Annotated in this window: 26 protein-coding genes; 18 read left to right on the top strand and 8 right to left on the bottom strand. The window is 68.8% G+C overall.

Annotated elements, in window-relative coordinates; translation table 11 throughout:
• Positions 1-90 precede the first annotated feature (90 nt).
• Entirely contained in the window at positions 91-993 is a 903-nt protein-coding gene (pdxS, locus tag ACFTWF_RS01640; RefSeq protein WP_015890540.1) for a pyridoxal 5'-phosphate synthase lyase subunit PdxS, read from the top strand.
• Positions 994-1148: 155 nt separating this feature from the next.
• Positions 1149-1970, top strand: a complete 822-nt coding sequence (locus tag ACFTWF_RS01645; protein WP_378459538.1) for an acyl-CoA thioesterase — start codon at positions 1149-1151, stop codon at positions 1968-1970.
• 5 nt (positions 1971-1975) lie between these two features.
• On the opposite strand, the gene ACFTWF_RS01650 is transcribed toward ACFTWF_RS01645, so the two are convergent.
• Complete coding sequence (locus ACFTWF_RS01650) at positions 1976-2599, bottom strand: hypothetical protein (protein WP_378459539.1); 624 nt, start codon at positions 2597-2599, stop codon at positions 1976-1978.
• A gap of 56 nt (positions 2600-2655) precedes the next feature.
• Between ACFTWF_RS01650 and ACFTWF_RS01655 the strand changes: the two genes are divergently transcribed.
• Together ACFTWF_RS01655 and pdxT are read left to right on the top strand one after the other, a co-directional pair.
• On the top strand, positions 2656-3510 hold the full coding sequence (locus ACFTWF_RS01655) for an acyl-CoA thioesterase (protein WP_378459540.1): 855 nt from the start codon (positions 2656-2658) through the stop codon (positions 3508-3510).
• On the top strand, positions 3507-4115 hold the full coding sequence (gene pdxT, locus ACFTWF_RS01660) for a pyridoxal 5'-phosphate synthase glutaminase subunit PdxT (protein WP_378459541.1): 609 nt from the start codon (positions 3507-3509) through the stop codon (positions 4113-4115). Before ACFTWF_RS01655 ends, pdxT begins: the two co-directional genes overlap by 4 nt.
• Here the strand turns inward: pdxT and ACFTWF_RS01665 are convergent.
• The gene (locus ACFTWF_RS01665) at positions 4112-5035 is read right to left on the bottom strand and encodes a hypothetical protein (protein ID WP_378459542.1); all 924 of its coding nucleotides are present in this window, start codon (positions 5033-5035) and stop codon (positions 4112-4114) included. The genes pdxT and ACFTWF_RS01665 overlap by 4 nt on opposite strands.
• Entirely contained in the window at positions 5032-5388 is a 357-nt protein-coding gene (locus tag ACFTWF_RS01670; protein ID WP_378459543.1) for a GntR family transcriptional regulator, read from the bottom strand. Before ACFTWF_RS01670 ends, ACFTWF_RS01665 begins: the two co-directional genes overlap by 4 nt.
• Before the next feature lie 144 nt (positions 5389-5532).
• On the opposite strand from ACFTWF_RS01670, the gene ACFTWF_RS01675 reads away from it, so the two are divergent.
• The 10 genes from ACFTWF_RS01675 to ACFTWF_RS01720 all read left to right on the top strand — a co-directional run bounded on the left by ACFTWF_RS01675 (position 5533) and on the right by ACFTWF_RS01720 (position 16983).
• Positions 5533-6285, top strand: coding sequence for a YebC/PmpR family DNA-binding transcriptional regulator (locus tag ACFTWF_RS01675; protein ID WP_185729397.1), 753 nt, complete (start codon positions 5533-5535; stop codon positions 6283-6285).
• A 136-nt stretch (positions 6286-6421) separates the two neighbouring features.
• Positions 6422-6991: a crossover junction endodeoxyribonuclease RuvC gene (gene ruvC / locus ACFTWF_RS01680; protein WP_378459544.1), complete on the top strand. Its 570-nt coding sequence runs from the start codon at positions 6422-6424 to the stop codon at positions 6989-6991.
• On the top strand, positions 6988-7590 hold the full coding sequence (gene ruvA, locus ACFTWF_RS01685; RefSeq protein WP_378459545.1) for a Holliday junction branch migration protein RuvA: 603 nt from the start codon (positions 6988-6990) through the stop codon (positions 7588-7590). Before ruvC ends, ruvA begins: the two co-directional genes overlap by 4 nt.
• Positions 7587-8672, top strand: coding sequence for a Holliday junction branch migration DNA helicase RuvB (ruvB, locus tag ACFTWF_RS01690; protein ID WP_378459546.1), 1086 nt, complete (start codon positions 7587-7589; stop codon positions 8670-8672). Before ruvA ends, ruvB begins: the two co-directional genes overlap by 4 nt.
• A gap of 136 nt (positions 8673-8808) precedes the next feature.
• Complete coding sequence (yajC, locus tag ACFTWF_RS01695; protein WP_378459547.1) at positions 8809-9186, top strand: preprotein translocase subunit YajC; 378 nt, start codon at positions 8809-8811, stop codon at positions 9184-9186.
• A 144-nt stretch (positions 9187-9330) separates the two neighbouring features.
• Complete coding sequence (gene secD / locus ACFTWF_RS01700) at positions 9331-11004, top strand: protein translocase subunit SecD (protein WP_378459548.1); 1674 nt, start codon at positions 9331-9333, stop codon at positions 11002-11004.
• Complete coding sequence (gene secF, locus ACFTWF_RS01705; RefSeq protein ID WP_378459549.1) at positions 11001-12233, top strand: protein translocase subunit SecF; 1233 nt, start codon at positions 11001-11003, stop codon at positions 12231-12233. Before secD ends, secF begins: the two co-directional genes overlap by 4 nt.
• Position 12234: 1 nt before the next feature.
• Positions 12235-13974, top strand: coding sequence for an ABC transporter substrate-binding protein (locus tag ACFTWF_RS01710; protein WP_378459550.1), 1740 nt, complete (start codon positions 12235-12237; stop codon positions 13972-13974).
• On the top strand, positions 13971-14504 hold the full coding sequence (locus tag ACFTWF_RS01715; protein WP_378459551.1) for an adenine phosphoribosyltransferase: 534 nt from the start codon (positions 13971-13973) through the stop codon (positions 14502-14504). Before ACFTWF_RS01710 ends, ACFTWF_RS01715 begins: the two co-directional genes overlap by 4 nt.
• Before the next feature lie 103 nt (positions 14505-14607).
• A complete protein-coding gene (locus ACFTWF_RS01720) occupies positions 14608-16983 on the top strand; it encodes a bifunctional (p)ppGpp synthetase/guanosine-3',5'-bis(diphosphate) 3'-pyrophosphohydrolase (protein ID WP_005241006.1) in 2376 nt (791 codons plus the stop codon).
• Between the two features lie 70 nt (positions 16984-17053).
• Here ACFTWF_RS01720 and ACFTWF_RS01725 read toward each other — a convergent pair whose 3' ends face one another.
• Complete coding sequence (locus ACFTWF_RS01725; RefSeq protein WP_378459552.1) at positions 17054-17851, bottom strand: peptidylprolyl isomerase; 798 nt, start codon at positions 17849-17851, stop codon at positions 17054-17056.
• 22 nt (positions 17852-17873) lie between these two features.
• On the bottom strand, positions 17874-18752 hold the full coding sequence (locus tag ACFTWF_RS01730; protein WP_378459553.1) for a peptidylprolyl isomerase: 879 nt from the start codon (positions 18750-18752) through the stop codon (positions 17874-17876).
• Positions 18753-18929: 177 nt separating this feature from the next.
• Between ACFTWF_RS01730 and ACFTWF_RS01735 the strand changes: the two genes are divergently transcribed.
• From ACFTWF_RS01735 to ACFTWF_RS01745, 3 genes are read left to right on the top strand one after another with little or no spacing between them, the layout of a single operon-like run.
• The gene (locus ACFTWF_RS01735) at positions 18930-19610 is read left to right on the top strand and encodes an MBL fold metallo-hydrolase (protein ID WP_378459554.1); all 681 of its coding nucleotides are present in this window, start codon (positions 18930-18932) and stop codon (positions 19608-19610) included.
• 15 nt (positions 19611-19625) lie between these two features.
• Complete coding sequence (hisS, locus tag ACFTWF_RS01740; RefSeq protein WP_378459555.1) at positions 19626-20897, top strand: histidine--tRNA ligase; 1272 nt, start codon at positions 19626-19628, stop codon at positions 20895-20897.
• Positions 20887-21519, top strand: a complete 633-nt coding sequence (locus tag ACFTWF_RS01745) for a hypothetical protein (RefSeq protein WP_378459556.1) — start codon at positions 20887-20889, stop codon at positions 21517-21519. Before hisS ends, ACFTWF_RS01745 begins: the two co-directional genes overlap by 11 nt.
• A gap of 4 nt (positions 21520-21523) precedes the next feature.
• Here the strand turns inward: ACFTWF_RS01745 and ACFTWF_RS01750 are convergent, their stop codons facing one another.
• The 3 genes from ACFTWF_RS01750 to ACFTWF_RS01760 all read right to left on the bottom strand — a co-directional run bounded on the left by ACFTWF_RS01750 (position 21524) and on the right by ACFTWF_RS01760 (position 24015).
• Complete coding sequence (locus ACFTWF_RS01750) at positions 21524-22909, bottom strand: hypothetical protein (protein WP_378459557.1); 1386 nt, start codon at positions 22907-22909, stop codon at positions 21524-21526.
• Positions 22906-23235: a type VII secretion target gene (locus ACFTWF_RS01755; RefSeq protein WP_378459558.1), complete on the bottom strand. Its 330-nt coding sequence runs from the start codon at positions 23233-23235 to the stop codon at positions 22906-22908. The genes ACFTWF_RS01750 and ACFTWF_RS01755 overlap by 4 nt, the downstream gene beginning before the upstream one ends.
• Before the next feature lie 72 nt (positions 23236-23307).
• The gene (locus tag ACFTWF_RS01760; RefSeq protein ID WP_378459559.1) at positions 23308-24015 is read right to left on the bottom strand and encodes a TetR/AcrR family transcriptional regulator; all 708 of its coding nucleotides are present in this window, start codon (positions 24013-24015) and stop codon (positions 23308-23310) included.
• A gap of 194 nt (positions 24016-24209) precedes the next feature.
• On the opposite strand from ACFTWF_RS01760, the gene ACFTWF_RS01765 reads away from it, so the two are divergent.
• On the top strand, positions 24210-25775 hold the full coding sequence (locus ACFTWF_RS01765) for an amino acid permease (RefSeq protein WP_378459560.1): 1566 nt from the start codon (positions 24210-24212) through the stop codon (positions 25773-25775).

Below are 25775 nucleotides of genomic sequence, written 5' to 3' on the forward strand. Positions count from 1 at the left end.
TGGTCCTAGAATCGGATACCGCAGCGTGAACGTTCTCGTTCACGCATGCCGCTATCGAAGTCAATCCACGCCACACCTCAGGAGTTCGTTGTGAGCACCCCCGACACCACCCCCACCACCGGTACGGCACGCGTCAAGCGTGGCATGGCCGAGATGTTGAAGGGCGGGGTCATCATGGACGTCGTCACCCCGGACCAGGCGAAGATCGCCGAGGACGCCGGTGCGGTCGCGGTCATGGCGCTCGAGCGGGTTCCCGCGGACATCCGCGCCCAGGGTGGCGTGTCCCGGATGAGCGACCCGGACATGATCGACGGCATCATCTCCGCCGTCTCCATCCCGGTGATGGCGAAGGCCCGCATCGGGCACTTCGTGGAGGCGCAGATCCTGCAGTCCCTGGGCGTCGACTACATCGACGAGTCCGAGGTCCTCACCCCCGCCGACTACGCCAACCACATCGACAAGTGGAAGTTCACCGTCCCCTTCGTCTGTGGTGCCACCAACCTCGGCGAGGCCCTGCGCCGCATCACCGAGGGTGCGGCGATGATCCGGTCCAAGGGTGAGGCCGGCACCGGGGACGTGTCCAACGCCACCACCCACATGCGGACCATCGGCGGGGAGATCCGCCGGCTGACGTCGCTGAGCGAGGACGAGCTGTACGTGGCGGCGAAGGAGCTGCAGGCCCCGTACGACCTGGTCGTCGAGGTCGCGAAGGCCGGCAAGCTGCCGGTCACCATGTTCACCGCCGGTGGCATCGCCACTCCGGCCGATGCGGCGATGATGATGCAGCTCGGCGCGGAGGGTGTGTTCGTCGGGTCCGGGATCTTCAAGTCCGGCAACCCGGCGGAGCGGGCCGCGGCGATCGTCAAGGCCACCACGTTCTTCGACGACCCGGACGTGCTCGCCAAGGTGTCCCGTGGGCTCGGCGAGGCCATGGTCGGTATCAACGTCGACGACATCCCCGTCCCGCACCGGCTCGCCGAACGCGGCTGGTGATCCCCGCGATCGATCGCTGATCGCTCGCGCGGCCCATCCGGCACCGCTTTCCCGGCACCGCACCAGGTCCGATTCGGGCCTCGTGCGGTGCCGGTGTGTCGGCGCGGCGGATCCGTGTGAGAGTGTCAGCGGACGAGCATCGGAAGGGGCCGTGGATGGCGACGATCGAAGAGATCCTGGAAGTGGAACGCCTGGAGGAGAACATCTTCCGGGGCATAGCGACCGAGACCATGCTTCCCCGCACGTTCGGTGGGCAGGTGGCCGGTCAGGCGCTGGTGGCGGCGGTGCGCACGGTCGAACCGCGGTTCATGGTCCATTCGCTGCACGGCTACTTCCTTCGTCCCGGAAACCCCACGAAGCCGATCGTGTACCTGGTGGACCGCATCCGGGACGGGCGCTCGTTCGTCACCCGGCGGGTCAGCGCCGTCCAGGACGGTCAGGCGATCTTCACGATGTCGGCGTCCTTCCAGGTCGAGGACGTGGGCATCGAGCACCAGGACGCGATGCCCGTGGTCCCGCCGCCCGACATGCTGCCGTTCGCCAGGGACTCCGACGACCCGGAGGTCGCCTGGCTCGCCCAGGAGTGGTCCGACTGGGACATCCGGATGGTCGGGCACGGTGAGGTCGACCGCAGGCGCGGCGCGGCCGCCCAGCAGCAGGCGTGGTTCCGGTCCCGCAAGGCGCTGCCCGACGATCCCGTCTTCCATATATGTGCCCTCGCTTACATGAGCGACATGACGCTCATCGGGTCCGCCATGACACCGCACCCCGGTGTCGAGATCAACAGTGCCTCACTCGATCACGCGCTGTGGTTCCTGCGACCGTTCCGTGCCGACGAGTGGCTGCTGTACGACCAGACGTCGCCGTCCGCCGGTTTCGGGCGCGCGCTGGCGCAGGGCCGGATCTTCGACCGGAAGGGAAATCTGGTCGCCGCCGTGGTGCAGGAAGGGCTGACCCGGTTCCTGCGCACGACATGACAGGATCAGCGACCCGACCGGACCGCGGGTTTCGGCGGGTGGTCGTAGCGCACCAGCAGATCGGGGGCGTCCGAGATACCGGCAGCGTGCCGCAGCAGGGCGGGCACCGTCCACCGCTGATCGGCCGGGGTCCGGCGGATCAGCGCCCCCTCACCCAGATGGAGTTGCACCGTGACGTCGAAATCGAGGTCCCGGCCGAGCAGCATCGGACCGGTCACGAGAACCACCTGCCGGTCGGCGGCGGGAACGCGGGAGCACCGGGCCGAGCGATCCTCGCGCTCGTCCCACAATTTCGGCAACCACCGGCGGTCGGTGCGCACCGAACCCACCACCTCCCGGTTCAGCGCCTCGTAGTCGAACCAGAGGGTGCGGTAGCTGAGTTCGTCGTCGCGGCCGTGTTCGAGGCGCAGCGAGGCAGGCCGGACGTAGTCGTGGAGGGACACGACGTCGCAGGGCCGTCCCTGCTCCCGCAGGGACGCGCAGATCGAGTCCGCGAAGGGGATCGGGTGCGCTCCGTCGGGGGCGTCGATCGCCACGACGGCGGTGCCGTTCACCGCGAGGCAGCGTTCGGCGACGAGTGCGACGAGACCGTCCGGGCTCGTCGGTGTGAACATCGTCATGGCACCCATGGTGCCTCGAGCCCGAATCGGGCCGATAACCTTGACCAGGCACAGAAGGAGGGCTGATGGCGAGCATCGAGGACATTCTCGAACTCGAGGCGCTGGAGAAGGACATCTTCCGCGGCGCGGTGCATCCGTCTGTTCTGAAGCGGACCTTCGGCGGGCAGGTCGCGGGTCAGTCGCTGGTCTCCGCCGTCCGGACCGTCGACGAGCGGTACAAGGTCCACTCGCTCCACGGGTACTTCCTCCGTCCGGGCAATCCGCTGAAACCCACCGTGTACCTGGTCGACCGGGTCCGGGACGGCCGGTCCTTCTGCACCCGGCGGGTCACCGGAATCCAGGACGGCAAGGCGATCTTCACGATGTCGGCGTCGTTTCACAGCGAGGACGAGGGGATCGAGCATCACGACACGATGCCGTCGGTTCCGGCGCCCGACGAACTCGTCGACGCGCAGACCGTCGAGGAACTCGCCGCCATGGACCTGTACCGGGAATGGAAGGAATGGGACGTCCGTATCGTTCCGGCCGACTCGACCCGCAAGACGCCCGGAATCGCCGCGCAGCAACGAGTGTGGATGCGCTACCGCAACACGTTGCCCGACGATCAGGTCTTCCACATCTGCACCCTCGCCTACCTGAGCGACATGACCCTGCTCGGCGCGTCGAAGGTCCCGCACCCGGGAGTGGTGACACAGACGGCGTCGCTCGATCACGCGATGTGGTTCCTGCGCCCGTTCCGCGCCGACGAGTGGTTGCTCTACGACCAGACCTCACCCTCCGCCGGATTCGGCCGCGCGCTCACCCAGGGCCGCATGTTCGACCGGAACGGCACCATGGTGGCCGCCGTCGTGCAGGAGGGGTTGACCCGAATCCAGCGCGATCAGGACCAGCGCGACATCGAGACAGGAAACATGACATGACCCGCCCCCTCGTCGGAGTACTCGCCCTCCAGGGCGACGTCCGTGAACACCTTGCCGCGCTGAATGATTCGGGTGCCGATGCCGTCGGCATCCGCCGCCCGGAGGAGCTCGAGAAGATCGACGGCCTCGTCATCCCCGGCGGCGAGTCGACCACGATGAGCAAACTGCTGCAGATCTTCGAGTTGCTCGAACCGCTGAAGGCCCGCCTGCACGACGGGTTGCCCGCCTACGGGTCCTGCGCCGGGATGATCCTCCTCGCGAGCGAGATCCTCGACACCCGACCCGACGCGCAGCATCTCGGCGCGATCGACATGACGGTGCGCCGCAACGCTTTCGGCCGTCAGGTCGACTCCTTCGAAGCCGACCTCGATTTCGAGGGCATCGTCGGCGACCCGATGCGGGCCGTCTTCATCCGGGCTCCGTGGGTGGAGCGCGTCGGCGACGACGTCCAGGTCCTCGCCCGCGTGCCCGAGTCGGGTGGTGCGGCCGCCGGACGCATCGTGGCGGTCCGGCAGGGTTCCGTGGTGGCGACGTCGTTCCACCCGGAGGTCACGGGGGACCGGCGGGTGCACGAGTTGTTCGTCGACATCGTCCGCGGGGTCTAGCCGGGGCGGGGTACGACGAGTGAGTTGAGGAGCGCCGCGCCCTGTGCGGCGTCGTCGACGGTGACCGCGAACGGGCGGCCGTCCCTGCGGGTCACCACGATGCCCTCACCGGCGCGGATCACGACCGCGGTTCCGCGCGGGGTGAAGCGGTAACCCCAGCCGCCCCACTCCAGGGGCACGATCTCGGTGACCCGGGCCTCGTCGACGGAGTCGAGGGGGATCCTGCGCCAGCGGATGTTCCACGACGACAGGGACAGTCCTGCCCGGTCGACCTGCACGGTGACCGACGTGAAGGCGCCGCCGAGCACCGCGAGGACGAGGAACAGGACTGCGAGCCACAGTGCTCCCATCAGTGCGGACGCGACGGTCGCCAGCGCCATCGCGAGCGCGAGTACGCCCGCCCAGCGCCCGTGGACGTAACCCGTCCAGGCCGCGCGTTCGCCGGGGCCGAGGGGAACGGGCAGTGTCGGCGCCGGGTCGTGCGGCGTGGACTGCGACCTGCGGGGCAGCACGGCGTACGTGGCAACCGCCCACGGGATTCCCAGTAGTGGAATCCCGATCCACCATCCCAGCGTCGCCGCTTCCGGGGAGCCGGCGTCGATCGTGGCAGCGACGCCGACGATCCAGGTCGTGGCCACCGTCCACCCGACGAGGACGGTGGCCGGGAGCCAGAGTGCGGCGTCGGTGCGGCCTCGGATCGCCACGACACCCGCGATCACGGTCGCGGCGGCGCAGACGGTGAGCGCGATCCAGAAATAGGTGGCCGTGTCGCTGAACCGGTCGGGCCGGGTGCCGGACCAGTGGCTGGCCACCACCGGCGGGAGTTCGCCGTTCCAGGCGAGTCGCGCGATCACGAGCGCGAGGAGGGGCAGGGCGGTTGCCCCGGCGGCGGCCGCGAGGCGGGTGCGGGAGGTCGTCATCGTGTCGTGGTCTCCTTGATCACGTCGAGCATCTGGTCGGTGTCGAGTCCGAGGCGCCGTGCCTCGGCCACGAAAGCGCGTGCAGCTTCGGTCAATCCGGTGTGAACGGGGTCCGTGTCCGCGCGGACGACAGCGCCACGTCCCCGGCGGAGGTCGATCAGTCCCTCGTCGCGCAGGGCGGCGTAGGCGCGCAGCACGGTGTGCAGGTTGACGTCGACCGACTCGGCCAGGGCCCGCGCGGAGGGAAGCCGGTCGCCGGGCCCGATCTCGCCGCGCAGGAACGCGCCGCGCACGTTCGCGGCGATCTGCTCACCCAGCGGGGTGGTGGAACTGTGGTCGACCCGCATCAACATGTTTGCATTCTATGCAAACAATGGCGACTTATGCGAGTTGTTACCCCGGGAAGGCGCAGCGGCGACCGGGCTGCGGGTAACATCGTCAAAGCTGAAACCGCGCATTCGGCGTGCCAAAGGCAGCAGGAAAGGGGCTTGAATCGCATGAGCGGCCACTCCAAATGGGCCACCACCAAGCACAAGAAGGCTGTGATCGACGCCAAGCGTGGCAAAGCCTTCGCGAAGCTGATCAAGAACATCGAGGTGGCGGCCCGTACCGGCGGTGGCGATCCTGCGGGAAATCCCACCCTGTACGACGCCATCCAGAAGGCCAAGAAGACGTCGGTCCCCAACGACAACATCGAGCGCGCGCGCAAGCGCGGCGCCGGTGAAGAGGCGGGCGGCGCCGACTGGCAGACCATCATGTACGAGGGCTACGGGCCCAACGGTGTCGCCGTCCTGATCGAGTGCCTCACCGACAACCGCAACCGTGCGGCCGGCGAGGTTCGCACCGCGATGACCCGCAACGGCGGCAACATGGCCGATCCGGGTTCGGTGTCCTATCTGTTCGCGCGCAAGGGCGTCGTGACGCTGGAGAAGGGCGACCAGACCGAGGACGACGTGCTGATGGCGGTCCTCGATGCCGGCGCCGAAGAGGTCACCGACCTCGGCGACACGTTCGAGATCGTGAGCGAGCCCACCGACCTCGTCGCCGTCCGCAGCGCACTGCAGGAGGCGGGCATCGACTACGACTCCGCCGAGGCCGACTTCCGCGCCTCCGTGGAGGTCCCCGTCGACGCCGACGGGGCCCGCAAGGTGTTCAAGCTCGTCGACGCGCTCGAGGAGTCCGACGACGTGCAGAACGTCTACACCAACGTCGATCTCTCCGACGAGGTGCTCGCCGAACTCGACGACTGATCGCACGACGCACGGCGCGGGGCGGGGGAGCGGACGCTCGCCCGCCCCGCACCGTCCTGCGTGTTGGTGCGCTGACTCGTCCGACCCCACGGCTAAGCTATCGAACAGCTGTTCGGCGTGGGAGAGGTGGCTTTGCGTGCGTGTGCTGGGTGTGGATCCCGGTCTGACCCGGTGCGGATTCGGAGTGGTCGACGGTCGCGGCGGTCGCACCGTCACACCGGTGGCGGTCGACGTGGTGCGCACCCCGGCCGATCTGGAGTTGTCGTCGCGGTTGCTGCGGATCTCCGAAGCGGCCGAATCGTGGATCGACCTCCACCGGCCGGAGGTCGTGGCGATCGAGCGGGTGTTCTCCCAGCACAATGTGCGCACCGCGATGGGAACCGCGCAGGCCGGCGGTGTCGTCGCCCTCGCCGCCGCGCGCCGCGGGATCCCCGTATGCTTCCATACCCCCAGCGAGGTCAAGGCCGCCGTCACCGGGAGCGGTTCGGCCGACAAGGCTCAGGTGACCGCGATGGTCACCCGGATCCTGAAACTGTCGGCCGCACCCAAACCGGCCGACGCGGCGGACGCGCTGGCATTGGCGATCTGCCACTGCTGGCGGGCGCCGATGATCGAACGCATGGCCCGCGCCGAAGCCGCGGCCGCCGAACAGAAACGTCGCTACCAGGCCCGACTGGCCGAAGTGAAGAAGGCAGGTACACGATGATCGCGTCCGTCCGCGGCGAGGTGCTCGAGATCGCCCTCGACCATGCGGTAATCGAATCCGCGGGCGTGGGCTACCGCGTCAACGCGACGCCGGCCACGCTCGGCGGACTGCAGCGGGGGGCCGAGGCACGGCTGGTCACGGCGATGATCGTCCGTGAGGACTCGATGACCCTGTACGGCTTCCCCGACTCGGAGTCCAAGGAACTGTTCGGGCTCCTCCAGACGGTGTCCGGTGTCGGTCCGCGCCTCGCGATGGCGACCCTGGCCGTCCTCGAACCCGAAGCACTGCGGGCGGCGCTGGCCGAGGGCAACGTCACCGCACTCACCCGGGTACCCGGAATCGGCAAACGTGGAGCCGAGCGGATGGTCGTCGAACTGCGCGACAAGGTCGACGCGGTCGCATCCTCGTCCGGCGCGGTCCCGCTCGGTGCGGCGGGCGGCGGATCGGTCCGCGACCAGATCGTGGAAGCCCTCGTCGGGCTCGGGTTCCCGGCCAAGCAGGCCGAACAGGCGACCGACTCCGTCCTCGCCGAGGCACCGGAGTCGACGACCTCGTCCGCGCTGCGGTCCGCTCTCTCCCTGCTCGGGAAGACCAGATGAATCCCGAACCCGACGAGGAGTCCCCGGTCTCGGCCGACCTCGTCGCCGGCGACGGCGACATCGAGGCCAGCCTGCGGCCGAAGAACCTCCACGATTTCATCGGCCAACCGCGGGTCCGCGAGCAGTTGCAACTCGTTCTCACCGGCGCCAAGATGCGCGGCGGCACCCCGGACCACATCCTCCTGTCCGGACCGCCCGGGCTGGGCAAGACCAGCATGGCGATGATCATCGCCGCCGAACTGGGCTCGTCGCTGAGGCTGACGTCGGGTCCGGCGCTCGAGCGCGCCGGCGACCTCGCCGCGATGCTGAGCAATCTCGTCGAGGGCGACGTGCTGTTCATCGACGAGATCCACCGCATCGCCCGCCCGGCGGAAGAAATGCTGTACCTCGCGATGGAGGACTTCCGGGTGGACGTCGTGGTCGGCAAGGGCCCCGGCGCCACATCCATTCCCCTCGACGTCGCGCCGTTCACCCTGGTCGGGGCCACCACCCGTTCGGGTGCGCTCACCGGGCCGCTGCGTGACCGCTTCGGGTTCACCGCCCACATGGACTTCTACGAACCAGCCGAGCTACAGCAGATCCTCATGCGCTCGGCCGGGATCCTCGGCGTGCAACTCGGTGAGGAGGCGGGCGCCGAGATCGCGAGCCGGTCCCGGGGAACGCCCCGCATCGCGAACCGCCTGCTCCGCCGGGTCCGCGACTACGCCGAGGTCCGCGCGGACGGTGTCGTCACCCGCGAGATCGCGCACGCGGCCCTCGCCGTGTACGACGTCGATCAACTGGGTCTCGACCGACTCGACCGATCCGTCCTCAGCGCCCTGGTGCGCAGCTTCGGCGGTGGTCCGGTCGGGGTGTCCACGCTGGCCGTTGCGGTGGGTGAGGAGCCCGCCACCGTCGAAGAGGTGTGTGAGCCCTTCCTCGTTCGCGCCGGAATGATCGCCCGGACACCCCGTGGCCGCGTCGCCACCGCGGCCGCGTGGATGCAACTGGGCCTGACCCCTCCGCCGGACGCCGTGACCGGCGGAATCGACGTCCGTGTCAACGAACCGCAGGCTTCCCTGTTCGATCCGGACGCCCCCTGATCGGCCGCGGAAGAAACGCCCGCCTCGTGCCGACCGAACCGGTCTCCGGGCCGGTGATGGCACACTGGTGTATTGCATCGGTCCAACCGGGACCTGTGCTTCGGACCGTGCGACATACCTCGAGGTTGACTTACAGATGGATTTTCTCTTCCCGCTCCTGATCCTGGCGCTGCTCGTCCCGATGTTCCTGGGGATCCGCCGGCAGAAGAAGGAGGCGGCCAAGGCGACTGCCCTGCAGGACTCACTCTCGGTAGGCGACCGCATCCTCACCACTGCCGGTCTGCACGGAACCGTCGTCGCGCTCGGCGACGAGACGATCGAGCTCGAGATCGCCCCCGGCGTGGTCACCACGTGGTCGCGTCTCGTCGTGCGCGAGCAGATCGTCGACGCCCCGCTGCAGGGTGACGGCGCCACCGACCACGAGTCGATCGACGCCGAGGCCCCCGCCGCCGACATCGTGCGCGAGGATCGTGAGAGCGGCGCCGGCACCACGCCGAGGCTCGACAAGGATTGATCGACGCGTCCGCGGCGTACCCGTGCGGCGGCCGCGTCGCGGGCCCGCCGGGCGCGGCAACCGGGGCGCAGCCCTGCGTGTGCCGTTCCGGTGCGCCGTGAACGTTCCCACTCGAACTGCACGTACTGAGGAGACATAGAGATCGTGGCACCTTCCACAGGATCGGTGCATCCCGTCCGCTACCTCACCGTTTTCGCGGTGCTCGTGGCGGTTCTGTATGCCCTGGTGTTCTTCACCGGCGACAAGTCCGCGACACCCAAGCTGGGCATCGACCTGCAAGGTGGGACCCGGGTCACCCTCACCGCACGCACTCCGGACGGCAGCAAGCCGACGCCGGACAGCCTGCGGCAGGCGCAGGAGATCATCGAGACCCGCGTGAACGGACTCGGTGTGTCCGGCTCCGAGGTGGTCATCGACGGCGACAACCTGGTCATCACGGTCCCGGGCGACGACAGCGCGCAGGCGCGGTCGCTGGGCCAGACGGCGCGGTTGTACGTCCGCCCGGTCCAGACGTCACAGGCCGCGGCCGCCACCGGCGGAACCGCACCGGCCACCGGTGAGACCCCGGCGGGCACTCCGGCGGGCACCGAGACGCCCGCGCCGCAGAACCGGCCGTTCCCGGCGCAGGATCCCTCCACGTCGCCCGAGCCGTCCCCGACGACGGAACCGGCGGCACCCGCCGCCGCGTCCGGCACGCAGACCGGCGAGGCAGCGGACGAGATCGCGGCCGCCCGGGCCACGCGTCAGAGCACCGATCCCGCCGTGCAGCAGCAGGCGATGGCCACACTCGACTGCGGAGTACCCGACCCGCTGCGCGGCAACGACGACCCGGCCCTGCCGCTCGTCGCGTGCTCGACCGACGGTCAGGCCGTGTACCTGCTCGAACCCGCCATCATCGACGGCCAGGAGATCGCCGACGCGACGTCGGGTTACAACTCGCAGCAGTCGCGGCACGAGGTGAGCCTCACGTTCAAGTCCGAGGGCAGCGACACCTGGGCCACGTTCACGTCGCAGAACATCGGCAAGCAGGCCGCGTTCACGCTCGACTCCAAGGTGGTGAGCGCACCGGTCGTGCAGGGTGCGACACCGGCAGGCAGTTCGACGTCGATCACCGGTTCGTTCACCGCGGACAGTGCGAAGGAACTCGCGAACACCCTGAAGTACGGTTCGCTGCCGCTCTCGTTCGCGGCGTCGGAGGCGGAGACCGTGTCGGCGACGCTGGGGCTCGCCTCGCTGCAGGCCGGTCTCATCGCCGGTCTGGTGGGCCTGGTCCTCGTGCTGATCTACTGCCTGATCTACTACCGCATGCTCGGGGTGCTCACGGCGCTGTCGCTCGTGCTCTCCGGTGTGATGGTCTACGCGATCATGGTGCTGCTCGGCCGGTACATCAACTTCACGCTCGACCTCGCGGGCATCGCCGGTCTGATCATCGGTATCGGTATGACGGCCGACTCCTTCGTGGTGTTCTTCGAGCGAATCAAGGACGAGATGCGGGAAGGACGCAGCTTCAGGTCCGCGGTTCCCCGCGGCTGGGCGCGTGCGCGCCGGACCATCCTGTCCGGTAACGCGGTCAGCTTCATCGCCGCCGCGGTCCTGTACGTTCTCGCGGTCGGCCAGGTGCGCGGTTTCGCGTTCACACTCGGCCTGACCACCATCCTCGATGTCGTCGTCGTGTTCCTGGTGACGTGGCCGCTGGTCCATCTGGCTTCGAAGTCGCCGTTCTGGTCCAAGCCGGGGGTCAACGGGCTCGGTGCCGTGCAGCAGATCGCCAGGGAACGCAAGGCTGCCGCAGCGTCGGCGAAGGAGTCACGAGTATGAGCGAGTCGACCACGTCGTCCCAGTCTGCGGCGCAGACGGACTCCGACGCTTCGCTGTCCGATTCGGGTGTCAATCAGTCGTCGATGCCTCAGCACAGCTGGCTGTCCCGGCTCTACACCGGTACCGGTGCCTTCGAGGTCGTCGGCCGCCGCAAGTTCTACTACATCCTGACCGGCACGATCGTGCTGATCTCGCTGCTGAGCATCCTCGTGCGCGGGTTCACCCTCGGTATCGACTTCGAGGGTGGGTCGCGGATCCAGTTCCCCGCCGGCGACGGTATCGAGACGTCGCAGGTGGAGGAGGTGTACTCGCAGGCGCTGGGCATGGATCCCGTCTCGGTGCAGACGGTGGGCTCGGGTTCGAGTGCGACGGTGCAGATCCGCTCCGAGGCGCTCGACGCCGCGCAGGTGATCAAGCTGCAGGATGCGTTGTACGACCAGTTCCAGCCGAAGGACAGCGACGGCGCCGTCAGCAAGAACGTGATCAGCGTGGCCGACGTCAGCGAGACGTGGGGCGGGCAGATCACGCAGAAGGCGCTGATCGCGCTGCTTGTGTTCCTGGTCATCGTCAGCGTGTACATCGCCGTCCGATTCGAGCGCGACATGGCGATCGCCGCGATCGTCGCACTGTTCTTCGACATCACCGTGACGGCGGGCGTGTATTCGCTGGTCGGGTTCGAGGTGACCCCGGCGACGGTCATCGGCCTGCTCACCATTCTCGGTTTCTCGCTGTACGACTCGGTGGTGGTGTTCGACAAGGTCGAGGAGAACACGCGGGGGATCCTGCACCTGACCCGTCGCACATACGCCGAGCAGGCGAACCTCGCGGTCAACCAGACCCTCATGCGGTCCATCAACACGACGTTGATCAGTGTCCTGCCGGTGCTGGCGTTGATGGTGGTCGCGGTGTGGATGCTCGGCGTCGGAACGCTGAAAGACCTGGCGTTGGTCCAGCTCGTCGGCATCATCGTCGGCGCCTACTCGTCGATCTTCTTCGCGACGCCGCTTCTGGTGACGCTGAAGGAGCGGTGGGGTCCGGTGGCCGCGCACACGCGCAAGGTCCTCGCTCGCCGCGCGACCCTGGCAGAAGGTGGAGGGCAGAAGGCGGCAGCCACGGCCACCGCCGGAGCCGCGGCACCGGACGCGGTCACCCCCCGCCGGCGGACGGCGGCGACCGCACCCACCCCGGGTTCACGTCCCACCGGGAAGCGCAACAAGAAGAGGCACTGACATGCCCGCATCGCACAGCACCCGGCGCGGTGCGTTCCGCCGACACGGCCGCACGGCGGCCGTGTCGGGCACCGGCCTCCTCGCGACCGTGCTCCTCGCCGGCTCGCTCGTCGGATGTTCGGACGAGGGGGAGCAGATTCCGTCGATCGGGTACGCGATCGACAACACCGTCACCACCTACAACGCCAACACCGTCGCCGGTGCGGTGTCGGGGGCGCGGCAGGCGTTCGCCCGGGTGCTGCCCGGATTCAACTACACGGGACCGGAAGGCGGACCGGTGGCCGACACGGACATCGGCACGGCCAACGCGATGCCCGGGGACGCCCTGACTATCCAATACAAGCTGAACCCCAACTCCGTCTACTCCGACGGTGTCCCGATGTCCTGCGACGATCTGGTGCTGGCGTGGGCGGCGAACAGCGGCCGCTTCCCGATGTTCGCGGCCGCGAGCACCGCCGGCTATGCGGACATCGACCGGGTCGACTGCCAGACCGGCGCGAAGGATGCCGTCGTCACGTTCAAGGCGGGACGGAACGTCACCGACTGGAAGTCGCTGTTCGGCGCGACGTCGATGATGCCGGCCCACGTGGTCGCGAGTGCCGCCGGCGTTCCCGACATCGTTGCCGCCGTGCAGAATTCGGACACCGGGGCGCTGTCGCGCGTCGCGGACTTCTGGAACGACGGCTGGACGATGACGGGCGGCGATCTCGACCTCGCCAAGTTCCCCGCGTCCGGCCCCTACAAGGTCGAATCGTTCTCCCCGGACGACGGCCTGGTGCTCGTGGCCAACGACCGCTGGTGGGGGAACCGCCCCGCCACGGCCCGGATCGTGGTGTATCCCAAGAATTCCGACGTGAGCGCCCGGATCGGTGACGGTTCCGTGGAGGTCGTGGACGTCGCCACCGGATCGGCGCCGGATCTGGACCTCTCCGGGTTCGACGTGTCGGAGGTGTCCTCGCGCAGCGTCGAACAGTTCGTCCTGTCCACGTCCGGTCTGTTCGAGACCGCCGCCGGCCGACGGGCGTTCGCGCTGTGCCTGCCCCGTGAGGAGCTGGCGTCGAAGTTCGGGATCGCCGCCGAGGCCCAGGAGACCGGCGGTGCCGCGACCGGGGGACCGGTGGACACGCGCGTCACCGCCCCCGACAGCCTCGTCCACCAGTCGGTGGATGGTGCCGTGGGCGGGCGGTATCAGACCGCGGACACCTCGGCGGCGACCGCCGCGCTGTCCGACACCGACAACACGACCGCGACCGTCCGGATCGGTTATCAGGGCCCGAACCCGCGCCGCGCCGAGATCGTGTCCGCAGTGGCGGCGGCCTGCGCCCCGGCCGGCATCACCGTGCAGGACGTCGCGTCGCCGGAGTTCACCCCGTCCCTGTTGCGCGAGGGTCAGGTGGACGTGGTCCTCGCCGGAACGGCGTCCGCGCCCGGTGCGGCGGGCACGGCGGCGGCCACCACCGCGATGTACGCCCTGCACAGCGGAAGCGGTTCGAACTTCGGCGGTTACACCAACGGCCGCGTCGATCAGATCGTCGACCAACTCGCCGTCGACGACTCGACCGCCACCCAGCTGTCGCTGTCGACGGAGGCGGAGAACATCCTGTGGTCCGACATGCCGACGGTGCCGTTGTTCGACCAGCCGCGCACCGTCGCGTTCGCGAACGGTCTGCAGGCCGGAACAGTCAATCCGACGCGTTCGGGCGCCGGCTGGAACATGGACAGGTGGGTTCTGCGCAGGTGACCGATCATGCTGCGGCTCGCGACGCCGTCACCCGGCTCACCCGGTGGGCCGACAACTTCCCTCAGCCGGGCGTGCGATTCGCCGACCTGACGCCGGTGTTCTCCGACGCCGCGGGTTTCCGGGTGGTCGTCGACGCGCTCGCCGACGCCGCCCCCGGAGCGGAGGTGATCGCCGCCGTGGACGCGCGGGGGTTCCTCCTCGGCGGCGGGGTGGCCCGGGAACTGGGATCGGGTGTGGTCGCCGTCCGGAAGTCGGGCAAGCTGCCGCCGCCCGTCCTGGCCGAGTCGTACACCCTCGAATACGGTACGGCGACGCTGGAGATCCCGGCCGAATCGATCGGCCTCGACGGTCGCTCGGTGCTCGTCGTCGACGACGTCCTCGCCACCGGGGGAACACTGGAGGCCACGGCGCGGCTGGTGGAATCTGCCGGTGCCCGGGTGATCGGCGTCGCGGTGGTCCTGGAGATCGCGGCGCTCGGCGGCCGTGAGCGGCTCCGAAAGTACCCGCTCACGTCCCTCGTCACGGTCTGAGTACTAAAGTTGTGCCTGGCGGTCGACACGGCCACCGGGGCGCATGCCCGAGACCAACCAGGGCCGCAGGGCCCGAGCCATTTCAGTGGTAGGAGGTGACGGCATGACTTCGAATCTTGATCGGTCGCAGAACACGGGATCAACCTCGTCTGCGCAATCCGATGCCGAGTCACCTGCAGCGAACCCGGCTTCCGGTAACAACCGTGGGGCACAGGGATTCGCCGTTCCGGCGTCCGCATCGCGCCGGGTACGAGCGCGACTCGCCAGGCGCATCACGGGGCAGCGGAACACGACCATCCGGCCGGTTCTCGAACCCCTCGTCAGTCTGCATCGCGAGCTCTACCCCAAGGCCGACCTGGCGCTCCTGCAGCGCGCCTACGACGTGGCGGAGGAACGGCACGCCAGCCAGCGCCGCAAGTCCGGCGACCCGTACATCACGCATCCGCTCGCCGTCGCCAGCATCCTCGCCGAACTGGGGATGGACACCACGACCCTGGTCGCGGCGCTGCTCCACGACACCGTCGAAGACACCGGGTACTCCCTCGAGCAGTTGACCGACGAATTCGGCGAAGAGGTCGCCCACCTGGTGGACGGCGTCACCAAACTCGACAAGGTGGTGCTCGGCAACGCCGCCGAGGGCGAGACCATCCGCAAGATGATCATCGCGATGGCCCGTGATCCCCGCGTGCTCGTGATCAAGGTCGCGGACCGGCTCCACAACATGCGGACCATGCGGTTCCTGCCACCGGAGAAGCAGGCCCGCAAGGCCCGCGAAACCCTCGAGGTGATCGCGCCCCTGGCCCACCGGCTGGGCATGGCGACCGTGAAATGGGAACTCGAGGACCTGTCCTTCGCGATCCTGCATCCCAAGAAGTACGACGAGATCGTGCGACTCGTCGCCGACCGGGCGCCGTCGCGGGACACCTACCTCGCGAAGGTCCGCGCGGAGATCAACGCGACGCTGACGGCGTCGCGCATCAATGCGGTCGTCGAGGGCAGGCCCAAGCACTACTGGTCGATCTATCAGAAGATGATCGTCAAGGGCCGCGATTTCGACGACATCCACGACCTGGTCGGTGTGCGGATCCTGTGCGACGAGGTGCGCGACTGCTACGCGGCGGTCGGTGTCGTCCACTCGCTGTGGCAGCCGATGGCGGGCCGGTTCAAGGACTACATCGCGCAACCGCGGTACGGCGTCTACCAGTCGCTGCACACGACGGTGGTCGGCCCCGAAGGCAAACCGCTCGAGGTGCAGATCCGCACCCACGACATGCACCGCACCGCGGAGTTCGGCATCGCCGCGCACTGGCGGTACAAGGAGACCAAGGGCAGGCACTCCGGTGACGTCGCCGAGGTCGACGACATGGCGTGGATGCGTCAGCTGCTCGACTGGCAACGTGAGGCCGCCGACCCGGGGGAGTTCCTCGAGTCGCTCCGCTACGACCTCGCCGTCAAGGAGATCTTCGTCTTCACCCCCAAGGGCGACGTCGTCACGCTGCCCGCCGGGTCGACCCCCGTGGACTTCGCGTACGCCGTGCACACGGAGGTCGGGCACCGCTGTATCGGCGCCCGGGTCAACGGCCGTCTGGTGGCGCTCGAGCGAAAGCTGGAGAACGGCGAGGTGGTGGAGGTCTTCACCTCCAAGGCCGTCAACGCCGGCCCGAGCCGCGACTGGCAGACGTTCGTCGTCTCGCCGCGCGCGAAGACGAAGATCCGGCAGTGGTTCGCCAAGGAACGCCGCGAAGAGGCGCTCGAGGCGGGCAAGGACGCGATCGCGAAGGAAGTCCGCCGGGTCGGTCTGCCGCTGCAGCGCCTGATGAACGCCGAATCGATGGCGTCCATCGCGCACGAACTGCACTACACCGACGTGTCGATGCTCTACACCGCGGTCGGCGAGAGTCACGTGTCGGCGCAGCACGTCGTCCAGCGGCTGGTCGCCCACCTCGGTGGGGTCGGCGACGTCGAGGAGGAGCTGGCCGAGCGGTCGACCCCGTCCACCATGCCGATGCGTCCGCGGAGCACCGGGGATGCGGGTGTGCTCGTTCCCGGCGCGGAGGGCACGGTCGCCAAGCTGGCCAAGTGCTGCACCCCGGTTCCCGGCGACGAGATCATGGGGTTCGTGACCCGGGGCGGCGCGGTCAGCGTCCACCGCACCGACTGCACCAACGCCGGCTCGCTGCAGGAGCAGTCCGAGCGCATCATCGAAGTCAAATGGGCGCCCTCACCGTCGTCGGTGTTCCTCGTGGCGATCCAGATCGAGGCGCTCGACCGGCACCGGCTGCTGTCGGACGTGACGAAGGCGCTCGCGGACGAGAAGGTCAACATCCTGTCGGCGTCGGTCACGACGTCCGGCGACCGGGTGGCGATCAGCAAGTTCACGTTCGAGATGGGCGACCCTAAGCATCTCGGGCACGTGCTGAACGTGGTGCGCAACGTCGAGGGCGTGTACGACGTGTACCGGGTGACGTCCGCCGCCTGACAACGACGAACGGGACGGTCGTGCGCACTGATCGCGCGACCGTCCCGTTCGGGTGTCCGGGGGAGCGGGGTCAGCCGACCTTCGCGGTCTCGATCTGGACCGGGGTGTTGGGCTTGCCGCCGCCCGCCGCCATGGATCCGTCGTCGCCGTCCGCGGCGATCTTCTCGACGGTTGCGAGGCCCTCCTCGGAGATCGAACCGAACACGGTGTAGTTGGGCGGGAGCACCGAATCGGCGTAGACGAGGAAGAACTGGCTGCCGTTGCTGTCCGGGGTTCCGCTGTTGGCCATCGCGACGGTGCCGCGCGGATAGACCACCGGATTCGCGAGCGCCGGATCGTTCGGTGCGAACGCGGTCTCCGGGTATTCCGTGGTGAAGCCGTAGCCCGGTCCGCCGGTGCCCTTCCCGCTGGGGTCACCGCATTGAAGCACCTGCAGTCCCAGCTCCGTCGTCAGCCGGTGGCAGGGTGTGTCGTCGAAATAGCCCTGCTGGGCCAGGCTCGTGAAGCTGTTGACCGTGCACGGGGCCTCGGCGCGATCGAGGACGAGGCCGATCGGTCCGGCGCTCGTCGTCAGGGCGACCGGGACGGTGCCCTCGGTGGACACGCCGGACGTGGGCGGCGGGGTGACGTCCTTGGCGGCGGGCTGCCCGGCCGGATACGTGCAGTCCACGGTGGCGGCGGCGGGCGCCGGGACCGGGGGCAACGTACCGAACTTGGACAGGTCGAGCGACTTCGCCGCCCCGCTCGTGGATGCCGCCTTGGAGGTGGTCGTGCTCGCCGACGAGCCCCCGGAGTCGGACGAATCCGAACAGCCGGCGAGGAGGACCGCGAGGCTCACGCCTGCGACGAGGATCGAGGTACGTTTCATCGGTCCATCCTCACACGAGACGTCAGTCCATCCGGACGGACGTGATGTCGATGGGCAGGTTGGGCTTGCCGCCGCCGGCCTGCATCGATCCGTCGTCCCCGGCCGCGGCGACCTTCTCGATGGTCGCGAGCCCGGTCTCGTCGATCGTGCCGAACGCCGTGTACTGCGGCGGAAGCTGCGAATCGGCGTAGACGAGGAAGAACTGGCTGCCGTTGGTGCCGGGCTGCCCGGTGTTCGCCATCGCGATGGTGCCGCGCGGGTACGTCACCGGGACCTGCAGTGCCTGATCCGAGGGGTCGTACTGGTCGGTGGGGAATTCGTTGGCGAACCCGTAGCCCGGGCCGCCGGTGCCCGCACCCGTGGGGTCACCGCACTGCAGGACTTTCAGTCCCTCGGACGTGACGAGCCGGTGGCACGGGGTGTTGTCGAAGTAGTTCTGGCTCGCGAGGCTGAGGAAGTTGTTGACCGTGCACGGGGAGTCGGCGTTGTCCAGGGTCAGGCCGATATTGCCCTGGGTCGTCTGCATGCTGACGCTGACTTCCTTCAGGGTGGTGTCGATCTCGTCGGTCCGCGGCGGGTTCACCTGCTTCGCGGGCGGCTGACTGTCGGGGGTGTACGTGCAGGACACCTTGTCCGGCAGTGGTTCGGACCGACCGGCCGGCATCACACCGGGCGACTGCGGCGACGCTGACACGGATTCGGCCGCCGACGCGTCCGTCGCGTTGTCGTCGCCACTGGTGAGGGCGAAGACGATCGTGCCCGCGGCCACCACGAGCACCACCCCGAGCACCGAACCCGCGATGGTCAGCTGCTTGCGCTTGCGCGCCCTGTCGGCTCGACGTTCGAGCTGACGCTCGAGCTTTCGTTTGGCTGCTTCCCGGCGCTGCTCGTTGCTCGGCACTGCGGTGGTCCTCCCGTTTCGGTCTGTCTGGAAGTCGGTCGATCTAGCAGTCGGACGGTGCGTACTACCCCCGGCACACGACCTCCAGAGTCTGCCATCCGAACCTGAGAACATCCTGGCCGGGCGGCGGCTTAGGCTGTAGCGACTGCAATGATCACTCGAACAGGAGCGTCACGCGTGCTCGTCACAGGATTCCCGGCCGGGATGTTTCAGACCAACTGCTACATCCTCGCGCAGGACGATGCCCAGGAATGCGTCGTCGTCGACCCAGGACAGGACGCCGCCGAACCGTTGTTCGAGTTCCTCGACCAGTCGAATCTCACTCCCACCGCGGTTCTCCTGACCCACGGTCACCTCGACCACGTCTGGAACGCGTACGACGTGTGCGAGAAGTTCGGGATCCCCGCGTATATCCACCCCGAGGACCGGTACATGCTGTCCGACCCCGGTCGCGGCATCGGTCCCACGATGAAACCGTTCATCGAGGGCATGACGTTCGTCGAGCCCGGCGACGTGATCGCCCTCGCCGACGGCGACGTGATCGAGCAGGCCGGGATGTCGTTTTCCGTCGATCACACCCCCGGCCACACACAGGGGTCCGTGGTCTTCCGGACCCGGGTCGACACCGGAAACGGTCCCGTCGAGATCGCCCTCACCGGCGACACCCTGTTCCAGGGGTCGATCGGCCGCAGCGACCTGCCCGGCGGCAATCACGAACAGTTGCTGCAGTCCATCGCCGACAAGCTGCTGATCCTCGCCGACGACACGGCGGTTCTCCCCGGACACGGCGGGTCGAGCACCGTCGGCGCCGAGCGCGGGTCGAACCCGTTTCTCGTTGGACTCTCGGGATCGAAATAAGGAAAAGTAACGACAGTGAGCAAAGCCAGCACCTTCTCCGCCCCCAAGGGCGTCCCCGATTACGTCCCCCCGCAGTCCGCCGAGTTCGTCGCGGTCCGCGACGGACTCACGCGCGCGGCGCGACTGGCCGGGTACGGCCACATCGAGCTGCCCATCTTCGAGGACACCGCGCTTTTCGCCCGCGGTGTGGGCGAGTCCACCGACGTCGTCAGCAAGGAGATGTACACGTTCGCCGACCGCGGTGACCGCTCGGTGACCCTGCGTCCAGAGGGAACCGCAGGTGTGATGCGTGCCGTGATCGAGCACGGCCTCGACCGTGGCCAGTTGCCGGTGAAGCTCAGTTACGCGGGCCCCTTCTTCCGCTACGAGCGTCCGCAGGCCGGCCGCTACCGGCAGTTGCAGCAGGTCGGGGTGGAGGCCATCGGAGTCGACGATCCGGCGCTGGACGCCGAGGTCATCGCCGTCGCCGACGCCGGGTTCCGCGGTCTCGGTCTCGAGGGCTTCCGGTTGGAGATCACCTCCCTCGGCGACGACACCTGCCGGCCGCAGTACCGGGAACGGTTGCAGGACTTCCTGTTCGCCCTTCCCCTCGACGAGGACACGCGCCGGCGCGCGGAGATCAACCCGCTGCGTGTTCTCGACGACAAGCGCAAGGAGGTGCGCGAGATGACGGCGGACGCACCGCTGATGCTCGATCACCTCTCGGACACCGCGAAGGCGCACTTCGACGAGGTGCTCGCCCACCTCGACGCGCTGGGTGTGCCCTACGTCGTCAACCCGCGCATGGTCCGCGGCCTCGACTACTACACGAAGACGACGTTCGAATTCGTCCACGACGGACTCGGCGCGCAGTCGGGCATCGGCGGCGGCGGACGCTACGACGGCCTGATGGCGCAGCTCGGCGGTCAGCCGCTGTCCGGCATCGGGTTCGGGCTCGGCGTCGACCGCACGGTCCTCGCGCTCGCCGCCGAGGGCAAGACGACAGGCTCGACCGCCCGCTGTGAGGTCTTCGGCGTCCCGCTGGGCGACGAGGCGAAGGCGAAGTTGGTGGTGATCGCTCAGCAGTTGCGCGCGCAGGGGATTCGTGTCGATCTCGCATACGGCAACCGTGGGGTGAAGGGCGCGATGAAGGCCGCCGACCGCTCCGGCGCCGCGCTGGCACTCGTGCTCGGCGACCGCGACATCGCCGAGGGCACGGTGGGAATCAAGAATCTCGCCACCGGCGATCAGGAATCGGTGTCGTCGGCGGACGTCGTCGCGCGCGTCGGAGCCATCCTTGGCGCGTGAAGACACCCCGCCGGTGTCACTCGACCTCGTTCCGATCGAGTTGATCGCACCGCGGCTCAAGCGGGTCGCGGCGATCGCCGTGCTGATCGGTGTGGTGGTCGGTGTCATCGTCGGATTCTTCGGGCCCGTGTGGGTGGGTGTGACGGTCGGGGCCGTGATCGCGGTCCCGACCGCCGCGTCCGCGCTCCTCACGTTGCGCCGTCGAGTCACGTTGCAGAACGGGCGGATCCGCTCGACCGGGGGACTGCGCAGCCGGCATGTCGACGTCACTCGGGCGGTCGCGACCGAACTGGTGGTTCGTTCGGCGCGGGTGAGCGAGGTGAGTGTCCGGATCACGGATGCGGACGGTGCGCTTGCGGTGCCGCTCGCCCTCTACACGACCGACGGCGGTCGCGAACTCGAGGTGCTCGGGCTTCGCCGACTGGCCGACGCGCTGACCACGAGCGAACTGGTACCGGCTGCCGCGATCGCGTCGGTGCTCATCGAGCAGTTGCGCGCCGAGGCGCGGGGCGCGGCGCTGCCCGAACGCCCGCTGTTCCGTGCCGTGGAACTGGTGCGTTCGGAAGGCCGCGTTCCCACCACCACCCTCACCGATCGCGAGGTGGCCGCGCTCGTCGACTGAGCGATCAGGTCCGATCGCCGAACGAGATGTCGTCGAGTTCGTCGCCGCCGATCACGGCGGGCGCGACCATCGGGAGATCGCCGGCAAACGCGTTGTTCTCGCCGGCGTTGACGAGGTAGCTCGGTGTGGACCGGCCGCTCAGCTGGTCGTCGCCCCCGCGCCCGGCACCCGCCATACCGGCGCCGCCCATACCGCCCATGGCGCCGCCGGGTGACGTGGGCGGGGCCGGGGTCACGGTGGAGGCCGGCGACACGGAGCCGACTGCCGCCGGGGGAACAACCGCCCCGGCAGTTCCGCGCGGCACGGAACCGCCACTTGCGGAAGCACTTCCGCCGGCGCCGCCGCCGTACATGCCGATCGCGGCGCCACCTGCGAGTCCCACGGCTCCGGAGGACCCGCCCGTGGGTCCGTGCGCGGGAGCGACCGCTGATTTCGTGGCGACGGCGTCGGTCGGCAGGTCGCCCGGGACGGCGCTCGCCGCCTGCGTGTTCGCCGACACCAGGTCGCCGACGCTGTCGGTGACGGTGGAGATCATCGGCTTTCCCACTTCTTCGATCACGGTGGACGCGATGGCGAACGGTGACGGCGGGGCGGCTCCCGCGACGGCTCCGGGCGCCGGGGGCGGCGGCACCGGCACCGGCGCGGCGAGACCGTTCATCGTGAGGGTCTGTTCGTTCAATTCGGTGCGCGTCTGGGTCACCACCCCGATGGCGGCTTTGAGATGCTCGGCGGCGGACGCGAGGAGCATCGCCTGCCCGGGCGAGGTCAGCACCATCGGCGCGGCGGCGACCGCGGTGGCCGCGAACGACTCCGAGATCGTCATCAGGTTCGCGTTACCCCGCGCCACCGAGGCGGCGGCGGTCTGCGTGGTAGTCGAGATCTCCGTGCCGCGTTCGCTCAGTTCGGTGCCGCTCGTCTGCGCCTGCAGTCCCTGGGTCTGCGCCGCCTGCGCGGCCTGGCTCTGCCAGATCTGGTCGAGGACCTTCAGTCCCGACAAGCTGATCGACATCGCCTGATCGAGCATCCCCGAGGACAGGTCGAGGAGGGCCGTCGGATCGAACGCTCCGAACGTGCCGGTGCCGAAACAGCCGGCGAGATCGGTGAGCGGCCGAAACAACTCGTCCACCCCCGGCAGTCCGGGCAGTGCCTGACCCTGCAACAGCGCCTCGACCGGGTTCGGGGGCAGAGGGGGCAGAGCGGGTAGAGGCGGCAGCGGTGGCAGTTCACCGAGCGGCATGTCCAGGAACGGTCCGAGCGGAGAGTTCTGCAGCGCCTCGAGCGGCGTGCTCGGCAGCGGTGTGTGGAGCGCGTCGCCGACGGGCGTTGCCTGGATCAGATCGAGAATCGTTCCGTGTTCGGCGGCAGATCCGGCGGATTCGGTCGGCGTCATGCGAGGCCTCCCAGTTCGTCGCCGACGGCACCGAGCGCATCGCCGGTGGCGCCGTCGACGGAATCGTAGGACTCCGCGGTGGCGTGCGCGGCGATCGCGGTCTGCGCGTAGTGGTGTGCGAGTTCGGCGACCGACGCGGCGTGATTCGCCTGTGCGGCAGCGAACGACGCGAGAAAGTCGGCGCCGATCGGACCGAACACGGGCGCCAGCGCCGCGAGATTCGTCCCGAGATCGAGCGCGGCGGCGCTGCCGACCTGTTCGGCCGCCTGCGCTGCGGTGGTGCCGTAATTCCGGATGCCGTCCGGGACGGCAAAGACATCGCTCAAGATAACCCCCCAGTGATTAAGCGTTCGCCAGACTTTATCTCACAGGAACGACACGGACGGCCGAGACGTGTCCTAGTTCAGGGGCGATGTTCCGGTCACGGTCCGGGCGAGGAGCGCCCGCGATTCGGCGCGTATCTCGTCCATCGAATTCGTCCAGCCGAGGGCGCGCAGGCACGTGTCGGCGAGGAGTCCGGCGGCACCCTCGTTCTCGGGGCCGGGGAGCAGGCCGCGTTCGATGTCGGCGCGGGTTGCGATGGCGCTCTCGACGATTCGGAACGGCAGGTCGGCGAGGGCGGGGGAGGTGGTGCCGGCGTCGGCGGCGATCTCGGCCAGTGCGAGGTCCGCGAGGTGCCGATAGTGCCCGCGCAGCAGCGTGCGCTGGGTGCGGAACGGCTCGAATCGATCGCTCAGCAATTCCGGAAGGAGATACAGCGCACCGAGATTCCACTTCGTCGCGGTGAGTTGGGTGACGTCGAAGGTGGCCAGGGCGTGCAGGCGCACGGTGGCGGGCCCGGGGGCGTCGGAGATCCGTTGCGCGGCGGCCAGTGCGGGTGAGACGGTCTCCTCGAGGAGTGCCACCAGGATCTCCTCCTTGGTGGGGAAGTGGTGGTAGAGCGATGCCTGCCGGATGCCGACCATCTCGGCGATCCGCCGGGTCGAGGTGGCGGCGAAACCCTTGGTGGTGAACAACTCTCCGGCGGCGTCGAGGATCTCCTCGGGAGTGGTCTGTCCCGGTCTGCGCTGACTGGTCAGTCGGGGTCGTCCCGGCCCTGTGGTCACCGCTCCATGATGTCAGGTCGCGCCCGGACCCGACCTCGACCACCGTCCGTGAGGGTTTCGTCACGCGACCGAAACGCAGGCAACGATGCTGTTACGGCCGACCGCGATCTGGATACGCGGGCGTCACCCATCGAGGCCCCTCCGCGAGAAAACTATCGAGCGACAGATATTGCTCTCGCCGAAGGAGTACGCCCTTGAGTACACCCACAAGGACTGCGCAGGTGCCGACCGCGCCGGCTCCCGCACCTTCCCGCCCGTCCGGCGTCGACGACACGGGTGACCTCGGCGAATTCGGCTACGAGCAGCAACTCCACCGTTCCCTGGGCAAGTTCGCGTCGTTCGCCGCCGGCTTCTCCTTCGTCTCCATCCTCACCACCATCTTCCAGCTCTTCGGGCTCGGATTCGGATTCGCCGGGCCGGCCTTCTTCTGGACGTGGCCGGTGGTGTTCGCCGGCCAGTTCATGGTGGCGCTCAATTTCGCCGAACTGGCCGCTCGGTACCCCATCTCGGGGGCGATCTACCAGTGGTCCCGCCGGATGGGCGGTGAGGTGGTCGGCTGGTTCGCCGGATGGTTCATGATCCTCGCGCAGATGGTGACGGCCTCCGCAGCGGCCATCGCCCTGCAGGTCGTTCTCCCCAACGTGTGGAGCGGATTCCAGATCATCGGGGAGGACAGCACGTTGACGTCCGCGAGCGGTGCCGCCAACGCGGTGCTCCTCGGCTCCGTCCTGCTCGTGCTGACCACGTTCATCAACTGCATCGGTGTCAACTGGATGTCCCGGATCAACAATATCGGTGTCACCTGCGAGATCGTCGGGGTCATCGCGGTGATCGGCATGTTCCTCACCCACGCCCGGCGCGGACCGGACGTCGTGTTCGACACCGGAACCGCGGGCGCGTCACCCGGGTACGGATGGGCCTGGATCGTGTCGGGGCTGATGGCGGCGTACGTGATGGTCGGGTTCGGTTCGGCGGGCGAACTCGCCGAGGAGACGCGGAACCCGCGTCGGGTCGCACCGCGCACGATCCGCCTTGCGTTGTCCGTGTCGGCGCTCGGCGGCGGGCTGATGATCATCGGCGCGCTGATGGCCGCGCCGAGCCTCACCGACGGGCGCCTCGCCTCCGAAGGTCTGCCGTACGTGCTCTCGTCGATCCTCAGCTCCCCGTGGGGCACGCTCCTTCTCGTCGACGTCGCGATCGCCGTGTTCGTCTGCACACTGGCGATCCAGACGGCGGCGTCCCGGCTGGTGTTCTCGATGGCCCGCGACGGCCGATTGCCGGCCTCGCGGATCCTGTCGACGGTGAACACCCGCACCGGAACCCCCATCGCGCCGTCCGTCCTGATCGGGGTGGTCTGCATCGGCATCCTCGCCGTCAACGTCGGGAACTCCGCGATCTTCGCGACCCTCTCGAGCGTGTGCATCATCCTGATCTACCTCGCGTACCTGATGGTCACGGTGCCGCTCCTGCTCCGCAGGCTGAAGGGCTGGCCCCACGGCGGACCGCAGGTCGACGCGGACGGCCGGACGCTGTTCTCGCTCGGACGGTTCGGACTGCCCGTGAACATCCTGGCGGTCGGCTACGGCGCGCTGATGGTGGTCAACCTGTCCTGGCCGCGCGCCGAGATCTTCGATCCCGGCGGCGACTACCCCCTCCTGCGGTGGGCCGCCCCCGTCACCGTCGCCGCCGTGGTCGCGCTCGGGATCGCGTGTTTCCCGCGCGGCCGCACGACCCCCAACCCCGTCACGATCGGAGCCTGA

The sequence above is a fragment of the Rhodococcus sp. NPDC056960 genome, from assembly GCF_042674125.1.
In the GTDB taxonomy this organism is placed as follows: Bacteria; Actinomycetota; Actinomycetes; order Mycobacteriales; family Mycobacteriaceae; genus Rhodococcus_F.